The sequence below is a fragment of the Algoriphagus winogradskyi genome (assembly GCF_900182815.1).
GTDB classification, from domain to species: Bacteria; Bacteroidota; Bacteroidia; order Cytophagales; family Cyclobacteriaceae; genus Algoriphagus; species Algoriphagus winogradskyi.
Genome location: NZ_FXUA01000004.1, coordinates 409,887 through 436,681 on the forward strand (window position 1 = coordinate 409,887; position 26,795 = coordinate 436,681).

Annotated in this window: 17 protein-coding genes; 6 read left to right on the forward strand and 11 right to left on the reverse strand. The window is 39.2% G+C overall.

Annotated features, from left to right (window positions below):
* Positions 1-132 precede the first annotated feature (132 nt).
* Both QOL76_RS13245 and QOL76_RS13250 read right to left on the reverse strand, forming a co-directional pair.
* Positions 133-3,357: a SusC/RagA family TonB-linked outer membrane protein gene (locus tag QOL76_RS13245; protein WP_283413443.1), complete on the reverse strand. Its 3,225-nt coding sequence runs from the start codon at positions 3,355-3,357 to the stop codon at positions 133-135.
* Positions 3,354-4,745: a TlpA family protein disulfide reductase gene (locus QOL76_RS13250; RefSeq protein ID WP_283413444.1), complete on the reverse strand. Its 1,392-nt coding sequence runs from the start codon at positions 4,743-4,745 to the stop codon at positions 3,354-3,356. Before QOL76_RS13250 ends, QOL76_RS13245 begins: the two co-directional genes overlap by 4 nt.
* 978 nt (positions 4,746-5,723) lie before the next feature.
* Between QOL76_RS13250 and QOL76_RS13255 the strand changes: the two genes are divergently transcribed.
* Both QOL76_RS13255 and QOL76_RS13260 read left to right on the forward strand, forming a co-directional pair.
* Positions 5,724-6,137, forward strand: coding sequence for a helix-turn-helix domain-containing protein (locus QOL76_RS13255; protein ID WP_283413445.1), 414 nt, complete (start codon positions 5,724-5,726; stop codon positions 6,135-6,137).
* A 1-nt stretch (position 6,138) separates the two neighbouring features.
* Entirely contained in the window at positions 6,139-6,417 is a 279-nt protein-coding gene (locus QOL76_RS13260; protein ID WP_283413446.1) for a helix-turn-helix domain-containing protein, read from the forward strand.
* A gap of 159 nt (positions 6,418-6,576) precedes the next feature.
* On the opposite strand, the gene QOL76_RS13265 is transcribed toward QOL76_RS13260, so the two are convergent.
* The 6 genes from QOL76_RS13265 to QOL76_RS13290 form a co-directional block, all read right to left on the reverse strand.
* Positions 6,577-8,697, reverse strand: a complete 2,121-nt coding sequence (locus tag QOL76_RS13265) for an NACHT domain-containing protein (protein ID WP_283413447.1) — start codon at positions 8,695-8,697, stop codon at positions 6,577-6,579.
* Between the two features lie 33 nt (positions 8,698-8,730).
* Complete coding sequence (locus QOL76_RS13270) at positions 8,731-9,108, reverse strand: ASCH domain-containing protein (protein ID WP_283413448.1); 378 nt, start codon at positions 9,106-9,108, stop codon at positions 8,731-8,733.
* Positions 9,105-10,424, reverse strand: coding sequence for a PIN domain-containing protein (locus QOL76_RS13275; RefSeq protein WP_283413449.1), 1,320 nt, complete (start codon positions 10,422-10,424; stop codon positions 9,105-9,107). The genes QOL76_RS13270 and QOL76_RS13275 overlap by 4 nt, the downstream gene beginning before the upstream one ends.
* A gap of 176 nt (positions 10,425-10,600) precedes the next feature.
* Positions 10,601-11,650 carry a hypothetical protein gene (locus QOL76_RS13280; RefSeq protein ID WP_283413450.1) on the reverse strand — a complete coding sequence of 350 codons (1,050 nt, stop codon included), beginning with the start codon at positions 11,648-11,650 and terminating at the stop codon, positions 10,601-10,603.
* 6 nt (positions 11,651-11,656) lie between these two features.
* Complete coding sequence (locus QOL76_RS13285; protein WP_283413451.1) at positions 11,657-12,295, reverse strand: ATP-binding protein; 639 nt, start codon at positions 12,293-12,295, stop codon at positions 11,657-11,659.
* 38 nt (positions 12,296-12,333) lie between these two features.
* Positions 12,334-13,224: an AbiTii domain-containing protein gene (locus tag QOL76_RS13290; protein WP_283413452.1), complete on the reverse strand. Its 891-nt coding sequence runs from the start codon at positions 13,222-13,224 to the stop codon at positions 12,334-12,336.
* A 576-nt stretch (positions 13,225-13,800) separates the two neighbouring features.
* Here QOL76_RS13290 and QOL76_RS13295 point away from each other — a divergent pair.
* The 3 genes from QOL76_RS13295 to QOL76_RS13305 are packed head-to-tail and all read left to right on the forward strand — an operon-like array spanning position 13,801 to position 14,977.
* Positions 13,801-14,118, forward strand: coding sequence for a transposase (locus tag QOL76_RS13295; protein WP_283413453.1), 318 nt, complete (start codon positions 13,801-13,803; stop codon positions 14,116-14,118).
* On the forward strand, positions 14,031-14,588 hold the full coding sequence (locus tag QOL76_RS13300; RefSeq protein ID WP_283413465.1) for an IS3 family transposase: 558 nt from the start codon (positions 14,031-14,033) through the stop codon (positions 14,586-14,588). Before QOL76_RS13295 ends, QOL76_RS13300 begins: the two co-directional genes overlap by 88 nt.
* Positions 14,585-14,977: an integrase core domain-containing protein gene (locus QOL76_RS13305; RefSeq protein WP_283413454.1), complete on the forward strand. Its 393-nt coding sequence runs from the start codon at positions 14,585-14,587 to the stop codon at positions 14,975-14,977. The genes QOL76_RS13300 and QOL76_RS13305 overlap by 4 nt, the downstream gene beginning before the upstream one ends.
* Positions 14,978-15,538: 561 nt before the next feature.
* Here QOL76_RS13305 and QOL76_RS13310 read toward each other — a convergent pair.
* The 3 genes from QOL76_RS13310 to QOL76_RS13320 form a co-directional block, all read right to left on the reverse strand.
* On the reverse strand, positions 15,539-20,254 hold the full coding sequence (locus tag QOL76_RS13310; protein ID WP_283413455.1) for an NACHT domain-containing protein: 4,716 nt from the start codon (positions 20,252-20,254) through the stop codon (positions 15,539-15,541).
* Between the two features lie 199 nt (positions 20,255-20,453).
* Positions 20,454-20,825: an endonuclease domain-containing protein gene (locus QOL76_RS13315; RefSeq protein ID WP_283413456.1), complete on the reverse strand. Its 372-nt coding sequence runs from the start codon at positions 20,823-20,825 to the stop codon at positions 20,454-20,456.
* A gap of 965 nt (positions 20,826-21,790) precedes the next feature.
* The gene (locus QOL76_RS13320) at positions 21,791-22,738 is read right to left on the reverse strand and encodes an HNH endonuclease (RefSeq protein ID WP_283413457.1); all 948 of its coding nucleotides are present in this window, start codon (positions 22,736-22,738) and stop codon (positions 21,791-21,793) included.
* Positions 22,739-22,901: 163 nt separating this feature from the next.
* Between QOL76_RS13320 and QOL76_RS13325 the strand changes: the two genes are divergently transcribed.
* Positions 22,902-26,054, forward strand: coding sequence for a DUF3427 domain-containing protein (locus tag QOL76_RS13325; RefSeq protein ID WP_283413458.1), 3,153 nt, complete (start codon positions 22,902-22,904; stop codon positions 26,052-26,054).
* Positions 26,055-26,795: the final 741 nt, after the last annotated feature.

A 26,795-nucleotide genomic window follows, 5' to 3' on the forward strand; every position in this document is an offset into this window, starting at 1 on the left:
TTTCACATGATTATAATTAGTCCAAAAGGGGCCGCGGAGGCTTCTCCACCGCGGCTATGCCGGATTTGTATGATTTAGAGGTTACCACTCCTCTCTATATGAAGAAAGCATCCGGCAGTTTCTTTTTTTAGTTTAGAAGTTCAGTTGAAGCCCCAGGGCAATGCTTTTTCTGGGCGTAGCCCATCCAAAATCAGGATCCCAATCTGTATCAGTGGATTTCCAGATGATTCCTAAATTATTAGCATATAAGAATAGCTCTGCCCTCCTTACTCCAGATAGAAACCCGGATTGGATTTTAGGCAGCATGTACCCTAATCTGACATCCTGCAGACGGATATGGTCTCCCTTCTCTATCAATGCTGCGCTGTTTCGGTAGAAAGTATCACGGAAAGTATCACGTGAATCCGGCATGGACGGAATTTGGGTAAACTCCTCATCGCCTGGCGTCTGCCACCTGAGTCCGTAGTCCGAATGTCCACCCCTGCCCATCATGATGCTATTGTATTGAACAGAAGTCCTTCGGAAATAATATCCGAATCTATAACTGATGTTTGCCGAAAGGCTGAATCCCTTATAGCTGAAGGTATTTCTCAGTGCCCCAAAAGTAGTCGGTCTGGCTGGTCCATGGTAAACTATACTTTCCAGACTGGCCTCGTTGACTATGGTTCGATAATCCACGGATGGCTCACCATTGAGTATTCCCATCGGAGCCCCTGTCTCAGGATTCAACCCAGCCCAAGGAAGACTGTAGTAGGAAAACAGTGGCCTTCCTACCACTGGAAAATTGACCCCTCCCCCTGCTCCGCTGGCGCCTCTATCCAGTAAACTACTGACCGGTGACTCTATTTCATATCCCGTGACTTCTTCCTTAAGTCCTGAAAGTAGCAACACTGTATTCCATTGAAATTCTCCTGTCAAATTCTTGGTTTCCAACTGCAGATCAAATCCCTTGGTACTGGTCGAGGAATTATTTCCATTGAAAACCTGTATTCCAGAACTGGGTGCATAGGGCGATTGCCCGATCAGATCCAGACCTTCCTTCAGGTAAAACTCCAATGTCCCTGAGATCCTGCCATTTTTGCTTTCCAAATCCACTCCCAGGTTTGCTATCTTGATCCTTTCCCATCGCAGATTCCTGTTCGGGGGATTTACAATGCTGGCGAAAGGTAAATTCGTAAGCGTACCGCCCGAACTGATACGTGCTGTAGTGTAAGCAGATAAATTTCTGTCCACATTGGCATTATACCCATAGGAAAACCTCATTTTCACATAAGGCAATTTTTCCCAATTATAAAATGATTCCTCGCTTAAAACCCATCCCAAACCTGCGGACCATAAGGGAACTGCCCGTTGGTTGGCATCTACTCCAAATAAATTGGAGGCATCCTTTCGGGCACTGATCGTGAGCAGGTACCTGTTTCCATATTCCAAAGACCCGTTGGCAAAAAGGGAATAAAAGCGATCAGCACCTGCCCCTATGCGATCTGAATTGGGAATCTGTGATGTTTGTCTTGGATTGTGATACTGCGGAAAAGGCGTCAGAAAGTCCACTGTCTGAATACTAGACGTCTCCGGTCTGTAGCCATATAACCCGCCGGAAGAAGTTTGGGAGTTCAGGGATTTCAGCTCTACCCCAGCCAAGGAGCTAAACTCCCAGCTGTCCTGCCAACTGGTAGAATAATCCAGCATTCCCCTGACTGAGTGGCTGGAGGAAAATCTGTCGGATCTTCTCAGTATCCCACCCATAGGAATGTTTCTGATTAGATTTCCGTTTTCATCAAACTCACTGAACAAGTTGATCTGCTCCCGGACAAAGTAGCTGTCCTGGCTGTAGCTGGTCACATTCCTGCTCCCCTGCTGCCAATATTGGTAGAGAACTTTCATATCCAGCCCCTTCAGTAGCTTATAGTTCAAACCAAGGTTTAGCCTCCAGTCATCCTGAATAGCTTCTGTCGGGCTCCTTCCGATTTCTTCCAGAGGTACATATTGCCAATCCAACAATCCTGCTGATTCTGCCTCCTGCTTAAAACTATTGCTGAAACGGTTGGTTAGTCCCAGTGGATTTCCGCTTTCATCTGCCAGTCTTGCATAAGGATACATGCCCTGATTTGAGGTGAAGTACAGCTCATTGGCTCCGGCATTCTGATCTACTTGCCTGCTTTTTACTCCATAAATCCCAAACTGAATACCCAGTTTATCATTTAACAGGCTGAAGTCATTTTTCACATTCAGCGTGAGTCTGTTACTGGAATTCCCGACTTCTGACAGGCGCTGCTTATCATAGCCCAGCGCTATTAGATAACTGTGATGGGAAGATCCTCCAGACAGTCCCAAACTGTACTGCTGGTTCAACTGGGGCCTATAGAGGTATCGCTGTACATCCTCCCGCAAATCATAACTGCGGAATGCGGCTATTCTCCCCTTGGCCTCTTCCGCAGTAATCAGACCTTCCCGCTGTTGGTATAGAGTTTCTACCACCGGGGTAATAGCAGGTCTGGAAGGGTTGGAAAATGTACTGTTATAGTATCCAGCCTCAAAGAGCTGCTCTTCTAGGGTAATAAAATCACTGACCGATAGATTAGGACTCAGAAAGGGATCCGGCTGCTGAATCCAGTTGGTATTGGCAGTCAAGTTGAACTTCATTGCCTGATCCATTTTACCTGATTTGGTGGTAATGACAATGACCCCGTTACCTGCCCTGGCTCCCCAGATGGAGGCTGCTGCTGCATCACGCAAAACCGTAATACTTTGCACATCATTCGGGTTGATATCTTCCAGACTTCCGTCAAAAGGAAAATTATCTATAACAATGAGTGGCTGTGAGAAATTACCCAGGGTGCTTCTGCCTCTGATGGATATAGGATCCCTAACCTGATCTCCAGCCCTGTTGAATATCAGTCCAGAAGTGACATCCTCCAACTTGTCCACCAGATTCGTGCTGACTCTTCGGTCTATCAGCTCCTCATCCAAACTGACAAATGATCCTGATGCCCTGCTCTTAGGGATTTTCTGATACCCTGTAGAAACCACTTCCACTTCATCCAGACCCATCTCTAGTGGTTTTAATCCAAATATCAATTCTTCAGACATAGTAACACTCACTGAAGTATCCAGCGAGGCATAGCCCATAAACTGAAGTACGAAACGATATTCTCCCGGCTCCAGCGCAAGACTAAACTTACCGTCACCATCCGCAATCAGCGACTTTCCTAAGGGAAGTACTGTAGCCATTGCCCCGGCAAGGGGCATTTGGGAATCCGCCTCTACTACCCTGCCTGAAACAGCTATTTTCTGTGCTTCTGCAGCTTGAAAAGAAAGGGACAAAATTCCCAGTAAAACGAACACTAGCTTTCTCATGGTGCCAATAGATTAGGTTTAGCAATTTTTCTCAGTACCAGGACATTTATCTCCTCTTCTCTCAGAATCAGGTCTAGCCCATTTGCCAGCAGAGCTTGCTTTAGGCTTTCCACATCTGAAAGATTGGCATCCAGCCTCAGATCAATCGGATAATCAATTCCGGTCAGGTTGATAAATGGATAAGGACTGTTTCTTTGAAATGCCGCATTGAGGTGGTACACAAACCCCTGCAAGGGATAGTTAGTCATATCCAACCCCTGTTTGGTACTGTAGGATTTCTCAGACCCTGATGCATGCGGGTAGCTAGTTCCTTCCTGCTGTACCAGAGCATAGACCATCCACTTTTTTTTCTCCACCTGCGCCTCTATATGCGGAAAGTAACGGTCCAGATCTTCCCTCATCATACGGTAAGGATCCGCATGGGCAGGTGCAATCAGTTCATATCCGAATACATGGGTACCTTCTGCCATCCAATCCTCGTAGTCCCTGCCTACTTTATCAGACCAGAGTTCCTCAAGATCAAAACCTATGGTGTCCATACGGTTTAGGCTGTAGTAGTCCTCCCGGCTCTTTTCAGAATAAGCAAGGCTATAATGGTATAGCAGGGGAAGGTTGATAATTCTGATTTGGGACATCTCCTCGAACTGCTGGGTAAGAGAACCGTGGACTTCCGGGATATATCCAGTCATGGCAGACTGGAACCAGATGTTTTTATTCTGCACCTGAGGTGCTCCTGAAATAAGTTTTTCCTCCTTGGCAAGTGAGATTTTATAGTCTTTCTTTTCACGGAATAACACTTCCCCATTTGCCAATAGCTGCTCAATATTTGTGTAGGTAAGGTCTTCGATCCCTGTAATGGCCACCACTTTTCCTTCAGGATCGAGCAATACCACATGGGGAATCACCGAATGGGGAAAGTAGGATCGCATCTTCCGGGCATCCACCACCAGCGGTAATCCTACAGCTTGCAGTCGCTTGTTTCCTGAAATAGTCTCAGTGATTTGATCTTCGCCAAAGACAGTGATTGGCAACACAGCAAGCCGGTCACCATACTTCTTCTGAATAGCATGCAGCTGAGGCAGGGAAGCGATGCTGGCGGTACAGGTAGGAGCCCAGAACTCCAGGATCACATACTTGCCCCTGTAATCATCCAGCCGCAGCTTATCCGAATCATAGTGTAATACCTCCGAGAATTCGATCCCGGAAGGAATCTGATCCCCAATGGTAAGTGTATCCGGGTAGGCAGAAGAGCTTGCGCCCTCCTGCCCTGGGATACCGGAGTAATCAACCAAATCAGACTCCGGAGGTGAATCAGCAACTTGTGCTGTGAGTGTGCTTATGGGAAGACATAGCAGTCCCATTAAGCAGATGAGTAGTGTTTTTTTCATTGCTTTTGAATGTTTGTAATGCTGGGTCCGCCACGGCGAGACAGGTGACCGATGTCCGGTGCCCGGTGAAAGGGGACCGAAGACGGGAGACGGAAGACGGAAGACCGGTGTCCGGTGTCGGATGCCCGATGTGCGATACTTCGACTTCGCTCAGTACAAGTGCTGGAAGCAGAAGTAGGCAGTCGCAGTGAGCAGTCGCAGAAGTGAAAAGTCAGAAAGCTAAAGTCAGAAATCTGAAATCCTAACAACCGACCTTAAGGTCATTTTGAAGGAGTTCCGGCTGAGAAATCTCTCAACTCTAACTTCTTGACTCTTGGCTCTACCTTCTTGTCTCCTGGCCCTTAATTCTACTTCTACCCTCCAAATACTTTGTACTTTGTACTCGATACTTTGTACCCAATACAAGACATAATCCTCCCACCTTGCTCCGACCGAGCAACCAACAAATAATGAATAAGAAATAAACTGAAGTAATGGAGCTGTTGACCTGCTGCAGCAGATGATCTCCATCATCGTGTAACGTCACCCGAATAATCGGGATCGAGAACTCCCTGATCTGTGTGGATAGTCCCGAGACGCTAGCGGATTCGGGAGCAATCAGAGAGAAAAAGTGCCCAAATCCTTAAATCGGATTCTTGGGCTTCAGCGGATATAGGCGATCTACCGCGGTGATGCCGAGTTCCACTGGTAATAGGTAAATAGGTAAATAGCAAGTTATATCATTTCGAAAACCAAGTACACATAAGCAATCCTCTTGGAAGAGATCCCACTGATATTGAAGTATGTGACTGGTTTGGGACATTTACTGTCTAACTTTTCTTGATGAAAATCCTGATTTAAACGTTCTATAAACAGAATCTTCGCTATATTGAACTAAGATTCGCTTACAGGCAAATATTAGGATATAACCCATATTATACCAGTAAAACAGTTCTAATTCAGTAATTTAGATTCTAATTCAGAATTAAATTCCTAATTATGGAAAAGACACCAAAAATCATGAGGATATTGAGAGAATCAAATGATTACTCTCAGGAATTTGTAGCTGACTATCTAAATATTAACCAGAAGACATATTCAAATTTGGAAGCGGGTAAATCAAAACTCACTGTGGATCGAATTCAAAAATTGGCAGATCTTTATCAGGTAAAACCGGATTATTTCTTAGCTGAAGAGCTTCCTGTAATAAATTTCAATAATACTGGTCCGAAGAGTAATAGCAATAGTGGATACATCCATACTTATATCAATGAAAAAAGCGTAGATGCTTTTTATGAAAGATTGCTTTTGGAAAAAGATCTACAATTAAAAGAAAAAGAATCTCAAATCTCCTTATTGAAAGAGATGATTGAAATTTTAAAAAGTAAAATTGACAACATTATATCAAAATAAAATGACAAGTGCTGGAATTATAATTAACACTCTTCTATTAGATAAAAATTTAGACCTTTCTGAAGTAGCAAAGGGATCTGATATTCCAAAAGAAGATCTTGTGGCAACAATAGATGGTAAAAAGAGGTTAACAATCGAAAATGCGGTTAAGCTTAGTAAATTCTTTGAAATTCCTGCAGAATTTTTCTTTACTGAAAGCGCATTAGTCAATCACAATAATATTGGAGATCGAAGTAATAGTAACAGTGGTTTTATAGGCACCTATAACAATAACGATTAGAAGTTTAAAGAACTTCTGGAGAAGTTGATGGTAGAAAAGAAGAGTTCAAAAATGAGTTACAAAAATCCAAACAATAAGATGCGTATGGAAACAAATCTAAAACGAGAGAATTCATACGTCACACTATAGATAAATTTTGCAAGAAAAGAATCGTATTTATCAAATAGACATTGGATGTTCTTCAAAATTCGAAAGCAACTTTTTGCAATAAAGTCTCCAATTAACCTCATCGACTATTATAGACTCTTGCTTGCATCGTATTATTAAATCACAAATTTGTAAATAATCAATCAGAGGCTTCATTCTTACTGATCCAAAACTGAAAAATTTCGTATCAAAACCTAAACATTCAAGCACCAAATTTATAAACCTTCTATTCTGTTTATTTCTTGAGCCTGGCATTCCAGAAATTTTGAGATCTTCTTCCATTTCCACCTTTTTAAGTATTGGTACGATGTCAATACTCAAAAATGTAAATTTTTGAAGTTGCTGAAGAATTGAAACAGTTCTTTTCCTATTAAGATTTTTATATAATTTAAAATCCACATCATATCCCAATCTCTTCATGATTTTCAAAGGTATTTCTTCGAAATGGGAAAAATTATCCATTTTATTTGTTTCATTTGAATCTCGAACATAAAGCAATAAAAATATTGTTATAAAAACTCTCCTTGAAAAATTCAAAACCTCATTATCCTCTTGAATTATATGTTTATCAATTACAAAAAATACATGTATTAACATATCATTTTTTGAAGAATAATCATTTAATGAATTAACACTAAAACGAAGAACTTGATCAGAATTGGAAATCCCTGAGAACAGCAGTAAAATTTCATTCCATTTTGGATTAAAAAGATATCCATCTACTAATTCATCTGTTATATTTTTCGATTGAAAATAATGCGCGACAAGATACTCTTGAATTGTTAAATGACAAAAGGAATATATATCAATTGTTCGTTCTACAAATATCCCTTTATGAACTTCAAGAGACGTTAACACTTGACTGGGACCAATTTCATCCTTTAATTTTTCATTCTTGCTAAGAAAAATACTTATCAATTTTATCAATTCCATTTTTGAAAAGAAAATCTTTTCTTCCTTATATAAAGCTAATGCTATTTCAGAGAGCATATCTAGCTCTAAATCAACATTTAAATACTTATGAATACTTTCAACGAATACCCCCTTTTCTAAATTCCATTTTTCTAAATAAATACCTAAAGATCTTTTATACAATAACCCTCTTTTTAAAGGCAATTGGTCGCTCACCTCAAAGGATAAGCATAAAAACGTTAACAAAAGTGGTGTTCTAGCCAATTCAAGAGCTGATTGATACTCTTTATTAAAAAGATTGGAAAGAAATCTTTCACTCATTTCAACTTCAGTTGAGGTTTTATTAGAAAACCAATTCTGAGCAAAATGAATGATTTGTTCATCATTGAAATCTGAAACTTCAACAACATTAAAGACACTAAAATAAGATCTATAGAATGCCGTTCTACAAGAAATAATAAATCTGTTGTTCCTATATTTATCTGAGAAATTCTTTACATGAGAAATAATAGAATTTAACTTATCATTTGGAACTTCATCTAATCCATCTAACAATATGAGCATTTTACCATTAGTCAAAAAACTAATGGCTGTTTTATCAGGATCAGGAAATCCACAATTTTCAAATTCTTCACTAATTATTTCAATTAAATTTATATTTTCATACTTAAATTGTTTCAATTCAATAAAAACAGGAATACATTCATGAACATAATTATACTTCAAATCACTCTCTTCTTTATTACCTATCAAAAAAAACGGCTTAGTTTTGACAAAGAAAGATTCAATTCCCATTTTCTTTAAAAAAGTTGTTTTACCTGAACCAGGGCTCCCCAAGACACACAAATACTTATCGCAATTAGCTACTTCTACTCCTGACCTTCTATTCTTTGAATGAACATTTAACCGTCTGGTATTTTCATTTTTATATGATAATTCTAAAGAATTAATTGACTCATATTTATTTAAATTTGTAGGAGAATGCGTTTCTAAATTAATATATAAATCTTTAAGGGAAATCGGTTTTGTCATTCCCAAGATTTTAATCGATCCATTTCTATGAACATAATTTTCGACGTAATTTCTTATAGCCTTTTCAAATTTAATTTTATCTGAAACTTTCATACCAATCTTTTTTGAAATATTAGTAAAGTTTTCAAATGTATACTTTATAGCAGACTCAATTAAACTAATTTGGGCACTATCGAAATTAATATCCATTTACAATTTGCAATAATATATAATTTTTTGTTTTTAAATAGTATCAATGTAGGCAAAAGACTGCGGTGGAGCAATCCCAAAAGATTCCCTAATACCTAGTGGTTCTCGATACTTCTTAGCCTTTTTTACTTCTATCGCGTATCCCGTATCCTTTCCACTGAAGTATTCACGATAGAATTCCTCTGATATCCCTGCGAACTCAAATGTAGAATCCCAGAGAGAATTTAAATTGTCGTGATGCACCGTCTTGATATCAAACTCACCGATCACTTTACTTATAGGAGCTGAGGCATAGACGATTACCGATTTAACCGCTTCATTTTTATATATTCTTCTTCGAAATTCAAATCTCTTTGTGCCGTCAAAGATCTTTTCGGCAAATTCGGGTTTGATCGATAATAGTACTTTCATATTCCTGCTAGCGTTATAAGCTTTTTAAATTCTTCACGACCCATCTTACTGATGGTCTTTATACTATCAAAGTTGGCCAAAATTCCTTCATCTAGCATTTGCTTAAGATTGATTCGTTTCTTAAAAGAGAATGCATATAGAAAATTGAATGCAAAAGGCCTGTTTTTCGGATACCTGTTCCAGTATTCGACAAGTTCCTCATCAGACAACACGGATCGTTTACGGCATATTTGACGAAGTTCTTCTAGATTATTTATACCGTCTATTGTCTCTTCTACAATCCCAACTGTGGTGGCTACTCCTTTATAAATACCTCCTGATCTATAAAAAACTAAAATATCGCCAGATTTGAGTCCTCTATTCCTTGAATGGGAAATATAGGATTTTGAAATTGCATTTCTATGAGGTTTGTTCTCAACAAATTCTAAAGGACTCTCTGTCTTCAAGATAGAATCAGGAAATAATTCGCTATGGTAATCTGGTTTGATGGGAACTATATAAACGTCGCTTGTTTTGGAAAGCCATGGAAATGTTTTAGAAGGGCGGTTTGGGTCAAATCTTATGGAAAAGTCCCTCACCAATACTTTCTCAGTTCCTGATGAAGTCGTTTTAATGCCATGATCTTCAAATCCAAACTTCCCTAAAAGGTTGATCAAGCTCTCCAACTCAGGTCTTCCATCAAAGATTGTTACGTAGATCTCATCTACTTTACGCAGTCTTGCGTTATCAAACACAATCTTTAAAAAACGTTCTCCAATCCTAAGCCCATTACTAACCACTTTGAAGGTTCCAATTTTAAGACGCCTCTTAGGAAGAAAAGACGGTGAAATTTCAGAATAGCTTTCCTTCTCATCCTCAACCTTTAGAAATAAAAATGCTTTAATTTCACCAGCCTCGTAGCATACATAAGCCATTTCATTATCTCCTGCTTTACTATTGTACCATTTATCAAATCCAACGTAGTCGTTTCTAAAGCTATCAAAGAACTCGTCTTCCAAATCAATATTCCCAAAATATTCCCTCTTGACCGAAAGAACAGAATAGTCCACAAAGTCTGGGTTCTCTGCGATCACCTTTTCTAAAAAACTATCAATCCCAAATACACGATCAGCAATATTTAGGTATTTAGCCTTCAAATTGATTTTTTTGTCCTCTGTGATCAGATAGTCAACACGACTAGAAAACACTTCATTTAGGAGTTTTGAGTCCTCCAAATCGTTTGGTTTTGTATCGTATTTTTCAATGATTTCAAGAACTTCCTGCTTTAAAGGTGCTGGCGTTTTCAATTCTTGATAGCTACCAAGCTTTATAGACATTGAATTAACAACTTGGATACTAGCATGCTTTTGTAACTCTGTCAAAGTCAACGGGTGAACACATTTTGTAAAGTGCAGTTTATCCAACCAGTTAAATAGTATTCCTATATTCTGATTTGAAACTTTGTCTGTCTCTCGATGGATTACAATATTGGTATCTAACAGTATTTTCATTTCTATTTAAAAACTGATTGAATTTTAAGCCATTTTTGCCTGATTAGTGCCATTATCGGGGGTATGAATAGGTAAATCAGTAGTCCTATTGCGAGTGAAAAAGCGAGGTAAAATTCGACAGGTGGAGATAATATGATTTCATGAAAATCCTCTGTATCAGGCATACCATTTCGAATAGCAGGAAAAGCAAATAAAAACCCACAGACTATGTTAATTAGTATTGCTATTGCAAATTGGCTAGGACCAATTCTCTCTTTTGTGAATATAGAGAAGAAAGAATAGCTATCGCTGCCATTCTTTTTACTAAAGATAACGATAAGTTCATTATTTTTAATTCGCTTATCATCTAAGTAGTTCTTAAAAGGTTGAAATTCTAATGTTCGAACATTTTTAAGATACTCAGATTCAAAAAAAGTAATATTATAATTATTGGGTACAATATGAAAACAAAAACATGTTTCAACATGACAAGGAATCGAATTTTTAAACTCTTTAAGTAGATGATCCGGAATATTTCTACTCTCATTTAACTTAATATCATAAATAATTGTAGACTTACCAATTCCTTTCTTTACTGTGGCAATGGATTCAGAAACTGGTTCAACACCTATTCTCAAATATATATTAGACTTAATAGACTTTTTATCATATTCAGTTAAGTCTATATTCATTGAAACAAGATTATGATTAAAATTATTATGAAAAACAACAGGTAGTAAACACAATCTATTTCTATCACTGAATTCGTGAATTACCCCCTCTCTATTCTGTCCCCCATCCAGATAGGAAGTGTTTGATACAGAGTCGTTAAAGATAAATCGGCTGTTATCTGATTTCTTAAGTTTGTCATAGAAATCAGAAACTTTCGAGTCATATTCAATCCATGGGATATATAAATCTAAAGTAAGGCTATTTAGCCCTTGAATTGATTCTGAATCTATCTCAACACCAAATTCAACCAAACAGGTACTTAAGAATTCCCAAGTACAAATATGAAATCTCTTAATTTTAAGATTTTCCTGATTACTCCGAATGAAAAATGAATTATCCATTATTCGTTAATTTGATAAAAATTTTATCAATTCTTCAATATCACCGTTCTTAATTTCTAAGAAGGGAATACCTAGTTCGTTGGCCACGAAAATCGCATGACTTAATTCAGCACTCTGCATTTCATCTAAAAGATTTTGATTATAATCCTTACCATCTCTTTTTTTTAGTCGTTTTGCGACCTCAATAATGTCTGTTGTCGCAACAGAGATTATTGTTGGTGCTATTTTTTGAAAAGTCTCAATCGAAACTTTTTGTGGTATTCCGTTAAAATCGAAGAGACAAAAATGGCCGTCAAGAAGATACTTCATTTCTGGATTTATTAGCTTCTTAAGCCCGTCTATTAATCGGTTTTGAGTATCTGAGATATCATCGACCAATTTGTTTGTGGGGTTCGGGTTTAACTCAGACCACTTTAACACCTCACTTGCACAGAGATGCTTTAAATCAAATTCTTTCTGAATTTTGGAGCAGATGGTTCCTTTTCCTACCCCATGAATTCCGCCAATGAATATTATGTTATGGTACATGAATAGTGAGTTGGTTGGTTCTGGCGAATTACAAACAACGTAGGGCATTTCAGGAGCAGCGTATTTGTCCGTTGAGACTAAGTTTGATAAAAACCTCAAACTTGCGGAAAGCTCCATACGCCCTATGTTTTCTTATGTGAGGTAAGCAGTAGGCTTTATATTAAATTTCCCACGTATTCCACAAGTTTTGGTATCGAATCATAAATTCCCCTTGAGGTCATTGAAGCGGTAACTTTTCCTAACCAACCCATTATTTTTCCTTTTCTGTCAGGATTACCTTTTGGTGTCAAATCGTCCAAGACCTTTAACTCTTGAAGATCTGATTTCTGAACTCCTAACTCTTTTAAATGCTCATACTGAGCTTCATTGATAGTCAAATTAATGTCACCTTGCTTTATATTGTCACCAGCAGCAACATTTAGGGGGTTGTTACTTCCATAAATATTGTTCGTTATGATATTTTGAGCTTTTCTATCATTTTCTTCATTCATGATGTATTTATTGTCTATTTCAGGGAATTGCTCTTCTAAGTCTTGTAAAGTATCAATTAACTTTTGTTTAGTCAATTCTACAATATTTGCGAGTTGTGATTTTCCAATTGTCCGTTGACCGCTTCTAATTACACCATTATGGCGTTGGACTTGGTCTTTATAAAGTTCGCCAACCAACTGAACTTGACCGCCTGTTAAATTTATATATCCTTTACCCTTAGTCAATTGTTCCATATTCTGTTCGACAATTGAAATTGGCTCAGTTACTCTATGATAGTTTAATAGTTCTTCAATGTCCTGACGACTATCAGGAAGTAATACAGGAAACGTTTGTCTCTGGCCATATGGGAATTCAGCGGTTAAATGGATTTCTGCCCAAATTTTTCTGTAGTCAGGCAAAATGGGGTCTTCAAATTCATATCCGTTAAGTTCCTTATTTAACCAACTTTTAAATATGTCATTCTTGATTTGGTGCGCAATTAGCTTTGCTCTTGTCAGTGCTTGAGCAACTGTTATTTTGTCAAAAGCTATGTCTCTAATTAATTCTTTTATCATAGTAGGTTTTCTTTTTAGCTTACTGCCAACTTATTTATTTACCCCATTTTAAGGCATTTATCTCCTAATATTGAGTGGCTAAGTGTCACAAATCTCAATATTTTATGGCGTATATTTTTCTTTCGGTTATTCAATACTCATCTGAAAGAAAAGGCGCCTGTTTAGTACTATCATAAAGATTTCGTAATCAAAAGGTATTTGATGGTTTCCGGATTTAAGCCCGGATGGATGCTAAAAGTTGGCTGTTCTACCTCACCCCCTGCCCTCTCCTGAAGACAGAGGTTGATCGGCTCTGCTCCAGATGGAAATTAAGGATAAGAAGTAGGTTGGTTGTTCCCGAATCGCTTCGCTTACCGGGATCTTCGATTTCAATAAATAAAAGGCTCAAGCAAGAAAGGGAATAAAATGATATGAAAACATACCATGTATAGGGTATTTTTTTGTTTTTGTGATTAATCATTTGGTTTATGCCTATGAGGTTTTAAATCTAGGTATTTAGGTTTATACTCTGGATTCACCCTCCTGGAGCTGCTACATTTGAATGGACATTAAGTTAAGCCCCTTAACTTAGAATCAATGAAAGACAGGACAAGAAGAAGCTTTGACAAGGAATTTAAGAAGATGGTTGTCGAGCTTCACAAGAGTGGTAAATCCTCCAACGAGATCGGAAGGGAGCTGGGAATACCCGGCAATATGGTTCGTCGATGGAGCAGAGAGTATGAATCCAACGGTGATCAAAGTTTTGCAGGAAACGGTAAACCGATTCTGAGCCCTGAACAGCGGGAAATAGCCGAATTGAAGAAGGCATTGAAAGAGGCACAGATCGAAAGGGATATTTTAAAAAAGGCCGTGAGCATCTTCTCCAAGAGCGACAACAAATATTCAGGTTCATGAGCGAGCACCGAGGGGAATTTGCTGTTGAGAAGATGTGTCAGGTTTTCGGGATTTCCAGAAGTAGTTATTACGATTGGCTTACCAGAAAACCTTCAAAATGGGCCTTGGAAAACGACGTTTTAAGTCAAACCATCCAAGATGTAACTGAGCAAACGAGCTCCAGACTTGGAAGTCCGAAACTCACCCATGAGCTAAAGGATCGGGGACTGTCTGTTTCTCGCCCCAGAGTAGCTAGGCTGATGAAATCGATGGGTATCCGAAGCGTTGTCAACAAGAAGTTCAAGGTATGCACCACAGAATCTAATCACTCATACGCCCCGTCAAATAATCTATTAGACAGGGACTTTTCAGCTGCACAGCCTGGACAGAAATGGGTATCAGACATCACTTATGTAAGAACCCTGCAAGGCTGGCTTTATCTGACGGTGATTATGGTTTATTTGACAGGAAAATTATCGGATGGTCGATGAGTACCACAATGGAGGCAAATCAAACTGTAAGTACTGCACTCAGAATGGCATTGGGTAACCGGCACTTTAATCCAAATGAGTTGATATTCCATTCCGACCGGGGCGTCCAATATGCCTGCGAAGAATTCAGAGGGCTTCTCAAAAAGCATAAGATTATCCAAAGCATGAGTCGACAAGGAAACTGTTGGGACAACGCAGTAGCAGAGAGCTTCTTTAAAATTCTCAAATCAGAACTGATCTATCAGATCCCACAATTGACCCGTGACCAAACCCGCATCGAGATCTTTGAATTCATCGAAGTCTGGTACAATCAAAAAAGAAAACATTCCTATCTAAATTACCTCACTCCTGAGCAGTTTGGTCAGACAACAAAACAAATCGCCGCATAGAGAAATACGGACTCGAACTAATCAGGTGGATTTTATTTCCAAATCCTCCTGATTAGTTGAGTAGCCCCGCGGCAGGCGGCATTCAATCAAATCACAATCAGGCTTAAAAATATTGTCCGGTTTTTTGTAGCAAATCCATCCTCCTCTGGTCAGGTTTGCCATCTTCTCTCATTTGCTTCGGCCCTGGTTTAATTGCTTTAATAGTTTCCATGCTAGTGTGGTTTGATTAAACATGTACTAAATCTAATCCAAAAACTCACAGAACCTCCAAATTTTTAATCCTTTAGACAAAAATTGTCGAGATATTTGAAAATGTCTAAAAAATCAGATTAAAAAACTCCCAATTCGTTTAATAGATCGACATCTTTCATTATGGATTTTAATTCAATCTTAAATCCCTACAGCTTTTTTGCATTTCAGAATGCCGGCTGTTAGAATTCTCAGAATCAAATTTGCCAAATTTTCCTGAGTTCGAGAACATGTCAGATAGTTGTTCAATTATACAATACTCAGATTCATTCCTAATAGCTTTTAAAAGGAAAAATCACTCCATTTCCCCTATTACTTAAGGTCTGGAAGAGATTTGAATAACCGCCTAGCATCAGGCCATCCTGCGTCCACAAATACTGCAAGACATTCGATCAACTGATTTCTTCTTATCGTATCAGTAAAAATGTAGCGGTAGTCTGCCAAAAACAGGCCTACTAGCTTAACAAATAACATTGCTCCCATCGGCTCGTACTCATATTTTGATACACCAGACTTTCTAAGCATTGCTTCACTGATTAGATCAAAACACTTCTCAGGATCAGCCACGATAAACTTTTCGAGTATTTGTAGACAGTCATGCACAGTTTTAGGTGAACCCAGGGTGTTCAATTTGGAAATGAGAGGACCATATTCATTTAAAAAGACCTTCTTTTGCTCTAGCGAGAGAAATACGCCCTCACGATAACCAACGGCATAATAAAGCTGCTGGCCAATAGCGGTAAAAAGCTTTAGTGCAGAAATTTCCTCGGCTGTTGCCACACGGTCAGTTGGCCAGTTAGCAATGAATGGCTCCAATTCCTCTATCAACTCCCAGAGAAAAGAAATAACATTCTTCCTTACTAGGACATATTGCTCTTGGCCTGTTGCATACCCGACTGCGAAATATTCCCTTAAGCTAAATAGCGCATTTAGTATCGGAATTTCATTATTCTTAAATTCTGATTTCCATTTATTCAATACTGCTATGGAATCTGGGCATCCTTTAACCAAAGCAAAATAAGAAATTGTGGAAGAAACGTCTGTTTTGGACCCTAATTCCGAGACTTTTTTCTCAGCAAGTTTTAGGAATAGAGGTTCAATCTGTTCAACTGCTGCTGACCTTAGAAATGCTAGTTCAGAAGCTCCATAACCCAGTACAGACCTGTTGTTTTCCAAATCCACAAATTTGCCAGCGATCTCCCAAAGGGCATTTCGGTCTGTATCCCAAAGACCACGCAAACGTATGATTGCCTGCATACGAACGGCTGGATGCGGATCGGAAAACACTAGTTCCAAGTAGCAGTCTTTTATTTTGGGCCAAAGTGCTGGTACTTTAATCAAACTTCCAATTACTTCAGCAATTTCCACCCTTACTGAATTACCAGACCAAGCTGGAAAACGCTCAAAATCTACTTCGGTCTGTTCATATGTTTTAGGCGTACTATGTTTGCTTAATGTAATTAATCTCGAAATAACTTCCTCCAAACGCTGATCGGGAACCCAACCAGCTTCCAATGCTTTGCCCAAAGCCTTTGCGTATGTTCCGGCTATCTCTGGTGCCAGTTCTTCAAATCTTTCAGAAACTTGAGCATCGATCAAAACGCTAAGTTTATCTACTGTTTCCCAAAATAAATCTGCGTCCTCTATATCTGGTTTTTCATTCAGCATGGCACGGATTGCACCACTCAGTCCAGAAATAATTTCCATATCACTGGTTGTTCCAGCAATTTTTGTCTCCTTATTGGGCTGGCTAACAAACAAAGGGTCTTTTTCAGTCAGCTCACTTTCAATCACATTTGTTTTTTCTTCAGTAGCCATTTTTAAATAATTACGCGCCTCCGAACTGACCAAATTACTTTCCCCTATTGCACTAAAGACGGAGAAAACGGTCTGTTTTGAATAATATTCTGGAATTACGGTGTGGTCAAAGTCATAGGCCAGTATCTTGGCCTCAGCATCACGCCGATCTGCCTCACTTACAAATAGATAGGTGGCCACAATTAGCTCGATTGCATCCCGTTGGTTGTTCATTGAACTAACTAACAAAATATCGATCGCTGAATTCCACATAATCCTTCCCAATACCTCAGCACGTTTTGCACCAATTTTAAGAAGTAACCTCCATGCCAATGACTTTGCCGTTTCCCCAAGAAGTATATCCGGAATCTCCTTGAGAAGTGATTCGTCTGCTGTCTCTGCCCAGTTCTGAAAAATTTGGCAAATATTTTCATCTCTGTCGCTATCAAAATCATCCTCCCAATACAAAAACCCAAAATTATCATCCTTAAAAGCCCTTTTACCATCCCTGTAGGAAACAGGATACTCAACGTCTGGATCAGTATGCCAACTTCGCTCTTTAGCATCAATGGCTGCACCCAGCGCCCTGATTCCCGCTATTGGAGATTGATTAAGAAGTTTAAGATAACCGCTTCTGAGAACATATTCTGCCATTTGAAAGTCCTGGGCTGCATTGGAATTTAGCCCCAAAATCCAACTGGGACTACCCATTGTTGTAGTATGATCAGCACTAAATTCACCTCCCGCATATACCCTGCGGTAAATTTTCGCTACTAACTCATTGTCCAGGGCAGCTAAATTGCCCACTTGGTCAGCAAGGGCAGGAACTTCAAAATAGCCAAACTTTTTGAATCGATCATCGGCAAAAATCTGATCCAAACGCTGTTTTGAACCTTCGGGATCTGTTTTGTAAGTTTTTGCTACAAAAGGAATGATACTTGATGACAGCCATTGGACCAGCCGATCATCCTTGGATATCTCATCAAAAAGTGCTCTGGATACTTTTCCCACAGCTTCTATTGCAATTGGTGATAATCTAGAATTAATCAGCAAGTGGGTGATTACTTTTAAGCTTTGAAGCTGGTAAGGCTCAGTGATGTCCGTTATCCCAGAAATCATCTTTGACCAAGTCTCCGATGTTTCCTCATTGATACCGTAGGTGCTAAGAGCACCTGCAATTTGAATGATCGCCTTTTTATACTCAAGTTCTGGTCTAGACAATACTTTGGCAAGTTCAGATAGATCATCTCCTCTTATTATGCCCTGAACAGCAATCCTGGCCACTTCAACTCTGATAACAGGATCTGTCTGATCTGAGGAGATCAATGAGCCTACTATCATCCAGTATTCCAATGCAGGTTGACTATGTTTAAGGTGCTCTAACCAATATTCAAGTGAAGGGGCAATTAATAGTCCCGCTCCTTCTATCTTTGAAAGTCTTGAAATAGCCTTTGGAACACTTGGTTCCAGAATAAGTCTGGAAACAGCAAAATCAAAAAGTATATGGTGCCTAAAGGCTATTCTCCTAGTCTGTTCTGTTACTAAAATGCCTCTAGCCAGTACCTCCTGAATTATTGTCGATGCGTCTATCGGGATTTCCGTTTCAGGAATATCAACTGATCTTTCATTTAGAATCAAATCTAAATATTTCTTGAAAGCTACCGTACCTGGGAGCCCAAGGTCGCCCATCCTCTCTTCCCAATACTTGGACAACAGTTCAGACCTTGTTTCTACTTTCGATAGAGATTTTGGTGGTAAGCCTTCACTAATTAGCTCACCAATCAGCGAAAGGTTAAAAGGATTTTTGGCCAAATTTGCCATTTTAGTGCCACCAGCTGTCAGGGCTATTTTCAATGTGGGGGATTTAGCTTCTAATTCATTAATTTCCGCTTCACCGAGCAATGGGACATGAACATGCCGAACGGTACGGAAACTCGGTTCTGAAAACACTGGATTGGGTATAGTACCTTTGAAAAGCCTTTTCCATTCAAGCCCCAGCTTCAGATCAAATGTTCTTACAGAAGCTATCACCAGCCAATTGGGTAACAAGGATACTTCTTCGATCAGTTTTTTATAGGTCGATTCCGCAATACCCCCCCTTGTCGCATCAAGCGCATCAAGAATCAGGTAGCCCTTGGTATCAAGTGGTATATTCTTTAAAACCTCTATCACAGAGTGCTCAAGGCCAATTTCATTCTTTAGGACATCCAAATCAGAAATATTGCTCTCAACAGTTAGGGTAACGACCAGTGCATCCTTGGACAGCTCTATTGAAAGATCGTGTATGATACCAGATTTACCGGATCCTGGGTCTCCGGTAATGGCAAGTGACCCAGTTTTTGCGGCTGCCAATACAACTGAGCTGACTGGACGGGAAAAACTAACTTCCCCCTTTTCAGTTTTGATCTTGGTAAAGCGCTCCAATCTAATCAGCACTTTTTTACTATAACCAGTTAATTTGGCTACATCACTTTGGAAGCTGGGTGGCTCTTTCATCGAAATTTGTCCTTGCAAAAAACGCATGATAGCATCACGTTGGCCACCTGTGCCGTTCTGTGAAGCTTCTACCGCCCATTGTGAGAGAAGTTTAAAAAGGACCGACTCATCTCCCGAAACCTTTACCACTTCCCTGAGAGCATCGGTAACTATCTGCTTCTGATTCGAATCAAGGACGGCAACAGAACATAGCTTTAGAATCTCCTGAGATTTAGCAGAAATGATAACCGTGCCCTCTTCACGAAACCATACAGAAGCAATTAGTTTTTCAAACCTATCCAAAGCATTCTTCAGATTGGCCGGCAATGCAGTTGCAGCCCCAGTTCTGTTTCTGATTAAGGCTTCACGCAGGTCATTGCGAACAGTAGCGGGTGCATTTTCACTTACAACAAGCACCAATCTGTCTCTTGACACGTCCATTTCCCTAGCTTTGTAACCATCGTGAACACCCTCACGGTATTGTCTCACGAACTGGTCAACCACAGACCCCAGCTCACTTTGTGGGTTATCAGATAGCGATAGGCTTGTCTTCGCTTGAAAATATACTAATCCCTTATTGGTGATAACGTTAACGTCATCGACTGCAGTTGGTGATTCCATGAAAATCTTCAGGGGTTTTCCCGGAAGGTTGTCGCCAAGACGACTTAAAGGACGTTCAGTTATAAGGAGAGCGGCTGCATAAGCACCGACTTCTGCCTGAAAAAGAACGCCCGCTGATGTTCCTCTTCCACTCATACTACCAATATAAATAAAGAATTATATAGGGTTTACTTTTTTCAGTTTTCTAGCAAAATACCAAGTGAAAGCTTGGCCATTTTTATTATATATGGTCATACCCAATCATATTAGTTTCCGCATCTGGGCGAAGTCAAATCGGTAGTAGGGACTGGGTGGGATTTGTAATTCCACCCTGCTATTCTTGCCAATTTGTAATTCAGAGCAAAAATCCTTTTATCTGCCTAATCACCTCTCTTATATCACCTATTACCTCTTCATTCTTGAACCTTAGGATCTGGATCCCAAATTCCTGGATCACTTGATCTCTGTTAAGATCATGTTCCTTTTGTTCCAGGCCATCATGCACTCCTCCATCCAGTTCGATAACTAAGCTTAATTCATGACAATAGAAGTCAGCGATGTATTTGTATATAGGATACTGGCGACGGAATTTGTAGCCGCCTAGCTGTTTGTTTTGAAGAACTGTCCAGAGCTTTCGCTCGGCAAGTGTTAATTTGTTCCTCAGCTCTTTTGCTTTTTGGTGTGTGGCTGCTGACGCACCGTAGAAGAGGTTGGAGGAGTAGAGCAAATTAAATGGTTGAAATTCTATTACAGTTGGATTCTATGTTATCAAAATCTTTGAAAAACTTGTTCAATTCTGGGTTTATCCAATCTAAAAGTTTATATAAAACTGTTCTTATCTCAAGTGCCTCTGTACAATCAATAGTATGTCCAGAGAAACAAAGTGGTTCGCAATGGTTTACCCGATTCCGAAAATTTTTTATGGTCTCTAATTTTGCATGGATTGATGCCCTATTTTCAGAAGCTAACTTAAGTGGGAAGACATGGATGGGACTGCCAGACACCAGTCCATAATGATGAGGAAGAAAAAATGAAACCCAAAATCCAAAAGTTTGATCAGCAATTAGCTTTCCCGATGTGATTGGAATACCCCTTAGATGCAGTTTTCTCTCTGTTTTTACTAAACAAGTCCTCAGAAAAAAGTGCGAAGTTCTTAATGAGGAATGCGACATAAAACCAGTTTTTTGATTTATTATCCAATCTGAGTCCGAAAAATTAGAAATAAGTACTTCATTCAAACTATTTCTAAAAATCACCTCAAATTGACTTAGCAAGGGATGAAATGCCTGTGCTAATCTCATATTGGCTCGATATAGCCTCTTGGCGGACACAAGGTTATTTCCAGTTGCTAATAGGTATCTATTGTACCTTGCCCTCGATAAGTATTTGTTTCTAAGAATAACTTTCATTTATCTGAGTTTTTGGAGTTTCACTACTGCTCCATGAGCTGAAATTAATATCCGGTACTTTGACAGAAAATATAGAAAAATTGATAAACCTCTTTTTATAAATTTATACAAAAACACAAAATGACTTTTAACTAAGTTAGATAATTCACGTATATTTGTACTGTTAGGTCTGATCAAGCCTCTTTCAGAAATGAAACGTAATCAGATAAAAGAATTGGCCCCTTTTTAGGGGCCTTTTGTATTTAAAATCTAAAGAGGATATTTTTCATCTTCCACTAAGCTTTCAACCCAAAAACATCCCTCTGTGCCTTTCCAAATTCTCTTGACTTGGCCATAGGTGTTTTTCACTGGGAAGTATAATTTTCCTCCCCTTAAGCTTAGCTAATCCATAAGGATGGCATAGATCTTCAATTACCTGATCTGAAACCATGACTCTATAATCTTGATCTATAGCAACGAGTCCGCTATCAAATGCTCGATGCAGATTAGGACAAAGAGCAATTCCGTTGCTGACACGATCATCCTGAGTACGACTAAAAGGAACAATATGGCAGGCATCAATCAGAGATCTTCCACTAATCGTACTCACATTCATTCCTGTTATAGCACAGGTGCTTTGATAGATTTTGGGCACCACCTTTTTAAAAGTACAATTTCTAACATATACCACTTCTTCCTCTGCTACTTGCAGGCGCATTACTTTGGGCACTTCATTGAGGACGTATTGCTGCACTTCTTTCAAGTATTTTCCTTGTTCCCTGTTCGATCTAAAATAGTGATCAGTTGAGCCAGGAAAATAATGTTTGACTAGTATTTTCCTAAGCTCTTCTCTACTCTCCTTCACAGTTAAAATCTGAAAAACTGGTTCAAAAAAGAAAGCATATTCAACCAATTCTGAGAGGGTCTGAATACTTCTAATATGCTTGGTTAACTGAAATCCAGGAAACGTCTTCAAAAACCAGAAAGAAGTGCTATCTACTTTATCATTCTGTAGGTGGTAGAAAGGAAGGGTGAAATCTTCTACAAAGCCAGCTGAGGCTAATATTTCCCAATTTTCATGAAAGGTAGAAACAAAGATATCATCGATATAAAACCTATTATCAGCACCGTACCCCCTATCTAGCAAATCTAGAAGTGTCAATAGCAAAATGGGCTTATGGGGAGCAAGTCCATAGGGAGTAGAGCCTCTATTAAGTTTGGTTAAGCCAATAAAAACTCTTTCTATATTCATCTATGAAATATCTTCGAATACCAAACTAACTAGAATTTACGATTTCACAAGTCAAGTATAGGTGAAAGAAATAGTACGAAAGCAAGTCTACATTTTGCTTAAATCGAAAGAATTAGTCTATTTCAGGATACACAACAGACTTCTCCCAGCTAACTTTTTCAATATGCAAGAAGGAATTTATGAATCTCTGATATCCAAGCTCGTGCAATCAAAGCTTGATGAGTTGGATCAAGAGGTGTTTTTTGTAGATCAAAAACCCATCGATAAAGCTGAAGCCAAGGAGGTGCTTTCACAGTATTTCTCGGTAGTGCTCAAAAGGGCGCTTTCCTATCTATCAGGTGATGATGCAGTATTGAAGCAGATCGAATTGGTCAACAAACTAATCTTCTTAATCAAACAAGAACTAGATGAAGAGGATTTTGAGCAAGATCTACTAGCCCTGAATACTAGTTTTCTGACTGCTATCTATTCAAAACTAGACCTTGGAGTTTCAGACTTCCAATTGTTTCTCAAAAGCATCACTCCAGAATCAAGGCTGATCTTCAGTTCACTGATCACCGGAGGCGGTGGCCCCAAGAAACTCCAAATGGACGGGGAATTGCAAAAAGAAATCAGTTCCTCGGATCGCATAGATTTTTTGGTGTCCTTTATCAAGTGGGAAGGGCTGAGACTTCTGATGCCGCAATTGGAAGAGTTTACTTATAAAGGTGGTAAGCTTCGATTAATTACCACCACCTATGTGGGTGCTACAGATGCTAAAAGCGTGGAATTTCTAGCTAATCTTCCCAATACAGAAGTCAAGGTTTCCTACAATACCAAAAATGAGCGGGTACACGTCAAGGCGTACCTATTTTATAGAAATACGGGTTTTCATACTGCCTATATTGGATCTTCCAATCTTTCTAAATCTGCATTGACCAAAGGCTTAGAGTGGAATGTGAAGCTTAGCAATAAGGAAATACCTCAGGTGATAGAAACGGCTCAGCATACCTTTGACACCTACTGGAATAGTAAAGATTTTGAAACTTATGACCATACTCGGCACTCTGAAAAATTGAAAGAGGCGCTTAAAGAAGGTCGATTTGGAGGTGGAGAAGGTATTGAAATCAATCTGGGATATTTTGATCTAAAGCCTTATACCTTCCAAGAAGAAATACTCGAAAAGTTGGAAGTAGAACGTTCAGTTCATGGGAGGTTTAGAAATTTATTAGTAGCTGCTACTGGAACAGGAAAGACGATAATTTCTGCTTTTGATTTCAAACGATTTTATCAGAAAAATCCAGCTGCCAAACTACTATTTGTGGCTCATAGAAAGGAAATTCTACAGCAAGCTATGGGTGCATTTCGAGGTGTTTTAAAGGATAATAATTTCGGTGAACTCTGGGCAGATGGTGAAGAGCCTACACAATACAAACAGGTCTTTGCATCGGTGCTAACGCTGAATAATAGATTAGAGGGCTTAGAATTATCTGTAGGCTATTTTGATTTCATAATTGTAGATGAGGTTCATCACATTGCTGCAAACAGCTACCGCCCTATTCTTCATAAGTTTAAACCTCAGATATTGCTAGGTCTTACTGCTACTCCTGAGCGAATGGATGGGGCTGATATTTTGGAAGATTTCTGTGATCATATCGCTGCAGAGATCAGGCTTCCGGAGGCACTTAACCAGAAACTACTTTGCCCATTTAATTATTTCGGGATTTCAGATACTGTTGATCTATCCAATGTTTCCTGGTCTAGAGGTAGGTACATGCCTTCTGAACTCAGTAACTTGTACACTAGTAATGATCAGCGAGTTGGGAATATCATTGGATCACTGGATAAATATGTGACCGATATTCAAGAAGTGAGAGCTTTAGGTTTTTGTGTCACCCAAGAACATGCTCAGTTTATGGCTGAAAAATTCCATTTGGCCGGATTAAAAGCAGATTATCTGGTGAGCAATAGAACTGAAAACCGGAAGGAAATCAGAAATAGACTTAGGAATAAGGAAATCAATTATTTGTTTGTAGTGGATATTTTCAATGAAGGTGTTGATATCCCAGAGATTGATACTGTGCTATTTTTAAGGCCTACGGAGAGTTTAACTGTATTCTTGCAACAGCTCGGAAGAGGACTTCGATTAGCTGATGGGAAGGACTGTTTGACTGTGTTGGATTTCGTGGGTAATGCTAGATCAGAATATGACTTTGAAGGGAAGTATCGGGCGATGATAGGAAAGACAAACACCTCCATTAAAAGTGAATTAGAGCATAATTTCCAACATGTTCCCTTGGGATGTTCAATCATTCTAGAAAAGCAAGCTAGAGAAACAATTTTGAAAAATATCAAGGCTTCAATCAGTCCAAATAGGAATCAGCTGATCCAGAAGATCAGGAACTTCCAACACCAATCTAACCTGCCACTGACGCTCAAAAACTTTATACAGCTTTATCAATATCCTTTGGAGATAATCTATAAAAGAGGGGTTTGGCAACAGCTAACTTTTGAAGCTGGGGTAGCCTCTGCGCCTGATTCATCCTATGAAAAACAATGGCAAAGCTGTGTTAGTAAGAAATGGCTTTCTACAGAATCCTATTCCTATTTTAAGTTTATCCTTGGGCTAGCTAAGAAAGACTTTCAAGTAGTGATGGGTGATTTGTCAGAAATTGAAAAAAGCATGTGCCTGATGCTTCACTATGATTTTTGGCAGAATGCTGGAGGTTTCAAGTCTTTAGAAGCAAGTATTAATGCAATTGGGAAGAACCAAAGGCTGGTTAAAGAGATGATTGAAGTCCTGGAGATCAGAATGGATCAGATTGGTTTTATGGAATTAGAAATTGATCTTCCATATGAACAGCCATTGAAGGTGCATAGCAGATACACTAGAGATCAAATACTGACGGCATTCGGGTTCAGTACTTTTGAATCTAAATCCTCTAATCGAGAAGGAGTAGCTGATAATAGCGAACTGAATACAGAACTTTTATTTATTGATCTGAATAAATCTGATGAGCACTACTCTCCCACGACCATGTATGAGGACTATGCTTTGAATGAAACCTTATTTCACTGGCAGTCTCAGAATTCAGCCCGTCCAGATTCAGGTAAAGGACTGAGTTATATTCAGCATAAAGCTAGCGGCAAGAGAATCTTACTTTTCGTTCGTGAGGAGAGGCAAAACCAATATAAAAACACTATGGGTTATGTGTTTATAGGAGAAGGAAATCTTCAGGATCATTATGGTTCGAAGCCGATGAGTATTAATTGGGAGTTGAATGAACCCATACCCCCATTCCTTTACCAGGCATCGGCAAAGCTATCGGCGGGGTGATCTTTGAATTTGGCTAAAGCCGGGGTTGGGGGAATAATCGAAAATAGGAATGAATAAAAGGAATGGGCTAAAGCCGCATTCCTAGTGATGGGGATTTTGGAATAATGTTATTAATGAATTAAAACCGCCCTCCTAGTGATGGGATAGTAATTCAGGAATTGCCTAAAACCCTAATTCTATCTCATTGGAGAATTCATGAAATCGGATCCCATCAATTCCCTCCTGCTTCAGCTGGAGGTTTAAAAAAATCCGATAGACAATTTCCGGCTTTAGCCGAATGTTTGAATCCTGCGGTTTTTGGCTAAAGCCGGGGTTAGGGGGAGAATCGAAAATAGGAATGGGATTTTGGAATGAATAAAAGGAATGGGCTAAAGCCGCATTCCTATTGATGGGATAGTGGGATAATGATATTAGGAATGAATAAAAGCCTCATTCCTAGTGAGGGGAAGCAATCTTTCGTTTTTAGAATAGGAATAAGCTAAAGCGCAATTCCTTTTGAATTAAATAAAGACCATAGATAAGAACAGAATCCCATCAATTCCCTCCTGCTTCAGCTGGAGGTTTAAAAAAATCCGATAGACAATTTCCGGCTTTAGCCGAATGTTAAAATCCCGTGAATTTTGGCTAAAGCCGGGTTTGGGGGAATAATCGAAAATAGGAATGGGATTTTGGAATGAATAAAAGGAATGGGCTAAAGCCGCATTCCTATTGATGGGATAGTGGGATAATGATATTAGGAAT

Coding starts and splice junctions, on each gene's coding strand:
- QOL76_RS13245 (WP_283413443.1), bottom strand. CDS start 3,357: ATGAGAAAGCTAGTGTTCGTTTTACTGGGAATTTTGTCCCTTTCTTTT.
- QOL76_RS13250 (WP_283413444.1), bottom strand. CDS start 4,745: ATGAAAAAAACACTACTCATCTGCTTAATGGGACTGCTATGTCTTCCC.
- QOL76_RS13255 (WP_283413445.1), top strand. CDS start 5,724: ATGGAAAAGACACCAAAAATCATGAGGATATTGAGAGAATCAAATGAT.
- QOL76_RS13260 (WP_283413446.1), top strand. CDS start 6,139: ATGACAAGTGCTGGAATTATAATTAACACTCTTCTATTAGATAAAAAT.
- QOL76_RS13265 (WP_283413447.1), bottom strand. CDS start 8,697: ATGGATATTAATTTCGATAGTGCCCAAATTAGTTTAATTGAGTCTGCT.
- QOL76_RS13270 (WP_283413448.1), bottom strand. CDS start 9,108: ATGAAAGTACTATTATCGATCAAACCCGAATTTGCCGAAAAGATCTTT.
- QOL76_RS13275 (WP_283413449.1), bottom strand. CDS start 10,424: ATGTCTATAAAGCTTGGTAGCTATCAAGAATTGAAAACGCCAGCACCT.
- QOL76_RS13280 (WP_283413450.1), bottom strand. CDS start 11,650: ATGGATAATTCATTTTTCATTCGGAGTAATCAGGAAAATCTTAAAATT.
- QOL76_RS13285 (WP_283413451.1), bottom strand. CDS start 12,295: ATGGAGCTTTCCGCAAGTTTGAGGTTTTTATCAAACTTAGTCTCAACG.
- QOL76_RS13290 (WP_283413452.1), bottom strand. CDS start 13,224: ATGATAAAAGAATTAATTAGAGACATAGCTTTTGACAAAATAACAGTT.
- QOL76_RS13295 (WP_283413453.1), top strand. CDS start 13,801: ATGAAAGACAGGACAAGAAGAAGCTTTGACAAGGAATTTAAGAAGATG.
- QOL76_RS13305 (WP_283413454.1), top strand. CDS start 14,585: ATGAGTACCACAATGGAGGCAAATCAAACTGTAAGTACTGCACTCAGA.
- QOL76_RS13310 (WP_283413455.1), bottom strand. CDS start 20,254: ATGAGTGGAAGAGGAACATCAGCGGGCGTTCTTTTTCAGGCAGAAGTC.
- QOL76_RS13320 (WP_283413457.1), bottom strand. CDS start 22,738: ATGAATATAGAAAGAGTTTTTATTGGCTTAACCAAACTTAATAGAGGC.
- QOL76_RS13325 (WP_283413458.1), top strand. CDS start 22,902: ATGCAAGAAGGAATTTATGAATCTCTGATATCCAAGCTCGTGCAATCA.